We start from the raw sequence: 4,066 nt of genomic DNA on the forward strand, positions 1-4,066 counted from the left end.
CGGTAGGGATGACTCCCACTGAGAAAGATCCGAGCTAGCTTTACGGACACTGACCATATCTACGTATTACAATAGGGATATATGGGTCTTTTTACCTCACCATCATATTCCGACGTTCCACTCAGACGGTGGCTCATCACGCAAGTTCGCAAAGCGGCTCAGAAGTGTATCGGGTATCGTATCGATCCTTACCCCCTGATCTTTACACTCTTCGTAGATACCTTCGAAGAACTCGAAAGGAGGATACTTGTCCACAGGATCGAGAGACTCCCAGTGCTCATACAGCTTGACTAGTTCTCTGACGAATTTTATGGCGAGGGCTATGCGAAGAGTATCGTTCGTGGTTTCACTGATTGCCCCCTTCGACGCCTTAACATGTATCTTCGTTTTCTCTATTTTAGCGGCTATTTGTGTGTCGTCCATCGTGAAGAAACCCTCAAGCATCGAGACGCTCTTTTGCCGTAGAATTCCGATAAGGAGAGGGGTTGACTGTCCTAAGTTCTGCGAGTCGCTAACGATGTTACTGCGACCAAAGTAATCCTCACGACCTTTCGCTTCAGAGTCGGTCAGCTTCCGGATGCCAAGACTCGAAGTAGGGTCATCATCGGTGCGATATTTGTAGAAGAGCCACAGCAGAAAGTCCGCATCAAATTGGATCTCCCGAAGTAGAACTCCAGTAGAGAGGACTCGCTGTAACCGTTCCTTCGCCGACTCCATTTCACCCTTTTGACCCCGCAACGCAATGAACTCCGGATGTACCCAGTAAGCGTCTACGTCGTTGATAGTCGGTATTTGTACTATTTGACGTTCGCCGTTGACTTCGGCTTCTTTTTCAATGAAGGTTTCATACTGGTAGCGGATCCCGAGTAAGTCATCGGCGAGTGCTTCCAATTCCTCGTCAACATCTTCGTCATCGCGTATGTAATCCCGAATACTCAGTAATTCGAACCCATCTCCCGGGTGGCTAACTGATCCGGGCTCAAACTCGTCTAGATCATCGTCAATCTCGGACTCGACAGTAGTCACCGAATCGTCTGAATAGATGTTAGAATTGTCTTCGAACTCCAGAACGGAATTGAATATCAGATAGCCGCTATAGCTAAATTCGTTTTCCTCTGGCATGGATTATTATTCGAAGTGATGTGTCTGTATGGTATAAATTTTATCCATCATATTATTTGTTCAGATGGATGATCTCGTCAATAACATACTCCGCGAAGTCTGTTGATTCGTAATTACTCGGCTGGTATACGTCGATGTATCCACTTTCAGTTAGACTCACCTTCACCTTCTCTTCTCCCCTCCGGTGATTTACACCTACTTGGTTCTTGTTCGAGGTCTTTAGCGTGTTCCCAATGTGGGCGTCACTAAGTACATTTTCACCGTATACTACGCCCTTTTCCGCTTCACTACCAACCCCATAGAACCCGACCTGCCAAGGTGTACTCTCACTGTGTTCCGACAGGAACTCAGCCAAGTCGAACTCTGCCCTCTCAACGGACTCTAGTCCGACAATGTCTCTCAACATGTCGAAGAGGAATACGCCGGAGCCACTGTCGACCACTACAAATTCACCGGGTACAAAGACGAATTCCGTATATTTTGTCTGACGTTGACCCTCCTCGATAACCGCGATCTCGCCCTGATCGGTTATCTGTACGGTCTCTTCCTGAACAATCGACTGAACGGCTGCGCGGCCTGTCTGGACTGTGAATCCACTTCCCACATTATCGTGTGTCTGGGTTACCTCAATACACTCGGTTAATGGCGTACCATCCTGCTCGACGGTACGGTGATACGACTCCACCTGCCGTGGTTTACCCTTGACGATTCCGATTACACCCGACTTCATGATATCTAAATAAACAACGAAGATGAAAAACCCTAGCTATTCGTTAATTGAAACCGCTTGTTTCTCGCTCGAACATTTCAGTCGTTCTGTGATCTGAATTTCCACGTAATCGCCGCTCCCTGTGCCTGTATTGGGTGCTGTAGCCCGTCGAACTCCGCAACCCCACAGACGTCGACGTCAATATCAAACCAGTACTCGATATCGCGAGCCGTCTTCTCGGCCACCCGCTCCGCAGTAAACCGTTCAGGGAGATTCGCAACCGATTCCGGGTCAGCATCCGACCGCTTGTAGAACAGTCCGAGCAGTCCGCCGTCGCGCTCGAACCCCGACGTGCTAAGCTTCTGTGAGTCGGTTAGCAGCGTGTTCTCGTGAAACGGGCTGAAGACCTGCTTCGGCATATAGTCCTCTGAATCGCCGTTCGCCCGCCAGTACCGGAGTAGCTTACACTCGACCGGGATCTCACCCGGAAGCACAATATCGCACCTTCCGGATCCGTTGGGATACGGCACCTCCTGTCGCGTGCCCTGGTACGTTTCGCTGTGGCGCTGTAGCTCGTCGACGAGCAGCCCACCTGCCGCGGTTCATCCTCCGAACCGATTCCGTCTCCGTACTGTCCCTTGGTGTTCGCGTCGACGGTCGGGATGACGCTCGCGATGTCGTCTGCTAACCGTGTGAGGGCTTCCTTGCTGCTCATGAGTTCAGCTATCCCGCTGTCCTGATGAAGCCCCTGCCACTGTTACGGGCCGAAGCACGGTGTGGCAACCGTCAGCTCCGAGTAAATCTCTAATTTAAATTTGCGCGACGTGACCGCATCGGCCTACCCTTACTGTTCTTTCGTCGCCAACTCGTCGACGCGCTCCGCCTCCTCGTGGAGGTCGGTGAGCTCGATATCGGCGTCGAAGTGCGACGTCGAGGTGAGGTCCGGGAACGGGTACGTACACAGAATCTTCGAGCCGACCCCGTCCGCGGTCGCCATCGTCGAGTGCGTCGCTGGCGTCCGAATTTCGTAGCGCCACTGCCGGAGCTGCTCGATCGCTTCCACAGCCTCGTTCGGCTCCAGCCCGCTCCGCCTCGCGAAGTCGCCGAGCGTCATCTCGGTGTTACAGTTGTCCTCCCGGCTGAAGAACGAGAGCGCGGCCGTCACGGGAGTCTCTTCGAGTCCCTCGACCGTCAGCTCTGAGGTGTAGTCGCTTCGCGTCGTGGAGTAGTGGCCGACCACGTCCTCGAGCTTCTCGTACTCCGTCCGATCGAGAACGTCCTGCTTGAGCAGATACCACAGGTAGAAGACGCTGTCAACGTCGCAGTTGGTCGCCGTCAACGTGATCTCGGACACGCCGATCGACGAAAGGAGCGTTCCGTTGCTCCGTTCGAGACGAATCTCGATCTCACCCGTCCCCTGGTCGACGCCGTCGACATCGATGTTCAGCGTCCCCTTCTCGACGGAACTCGTCACGCGGAACCGACGCTCGTACGTCTCGCCGAGGTCGTCGACGTCGTCGGCTCGCTCCCCGTCGAAGTAGGAGTCGAATCCCCACGCGTACTCATACGTCTCCCTCTCTTCGGCGACTGTCGGGGCGTCACCGTCGTCAAACTGTTCGAGCCCGCTCTGTCCGCCGTCGCGGGCGTTGGAGGGTTCCCACAGCCCGAGCTCGATGAGTCGCTCTCGGGCCTTCCGTTCGTACTCCTCGCTGCTCGTGCGCTTCCGCGAGCGGAAGTTCAAGTCGAACCCCGCCGGCATCGGCTCGACCTCAGGGAGGTGCTGTGGACCGTAGTCGACGATCGGGAGATCGACTTCCGGGTCACGGCCGAAGATCTGCTTCGCGATGGACTGCGCTAGCACGGCCGCGATCTGCGGCGGTACCGAGTTGCCGATCTGCTTCACCACGTCCCCGTAGCTCCCGGTCAGAACGTAATCGTCCGGGAACGACTGGAGTCGCTTGAGTTCCTCCTCGGTGAACTTCCGGTTCTCCCAGTGGAACGGTCCCGATGCGGCTCCCGGCTGCGCTTTCAGCGTTCGGACCGGCTCCTCGGGATCCGTCTTGTAGAGGTAGTCGGAGAAGCGCGAGCGCCACCCGAACACTGGGTCCGGGTGTCCCAGCTTCTCCGTGTAGAAGGAGTAGTTCAGCCCCGGCGGGATGTCGTCGAGGAGGTGCGCGTGCTTCGACGTGACCTCGTACGGCGTCTCCGCCTCGACGTCGTCGTTGTCGAGATCGG

4 protein-coding genes are annotated in these 4,066 nt (G+C 55.1%); all 4 read right to left on the reverse strand.

Translation table 11 applies throughout. The features are described 5' to 3' along the window. Positions 1 to 102 precede the first annotated feature (102 nt). Positions 103 to 1,122 (reverse strand): hypothetical protein, encoded by a 1,020-nt coding sequence (locus EXE42_RS14800; RefSeq protein ID WP_137706828.1) that lies wholly within the window; start codon positions 1,120 to 1,122, stop codon positions 103 to 105. A gap of 52 nt (positions 1,123 to 1,174) precedes the next feature. Next, positions 1,175 to 1,852 (reverse strand): hypothetical protein, encoded by a 678-nt coding sequence (locus EXE42_RS14805; protein WP_137694921.1) that lies wholly within the window; start codon positions 1,850 to 1,852, stop codon positions 1,175 to 1,177. 77 nt (positions 1,853 to 1,929) lie between these two features. Beyond that, positions 1,930 to 2,361 (reverse strand): hypothetical protein, encoded by a 432-nt coding sequence (locus EXE42_RS14810; RefSeq protein WP_241988396.1) that lies wholly within the window; start codon positions 2,359 to 2,361, stop codon positions 1,930 to 1,932. A gap of 314 nt (positions 2,362 to 2,675) precedes the next feature. Continuing rightward, positions 2,676 to 4,066: DNA cytosine methyltransferase (locus tag EXE42_RS14815; protein ID WP_137706829.1), on the reverse strand; the 1,391-nt coding region annotated here is incomplete at its 5' end.

It is taken from the genome of Halorubrum sp. SP3, from assembly GCF_005435195.1.
In the GTDB taxonomy this organism is placed as follows: Archaea; Halobacteriota; Halobacteria; order Halobacteriales; family Haloferacaceae; genus Halorubrum; species Halorubrum sodomense.

Bases quoted from the DNA above. Each gene is read 5' to 3' on its own strand.
- EXE42_RS14800 (WP_137706828.1), bottom strand. From the start codon at position 1,122: ATGCCAGAGGAAAACGAATTTAGCTATAGCGGCTATCTGATATTCAAT.
- EXE42_RS14805 (WP_137694921.1), bottom strand. From the start codon at position 1,852: ATGAAGTCGGGTGTAATCGGAATCGTCAAGGGTAAACCACGGCAGGTG.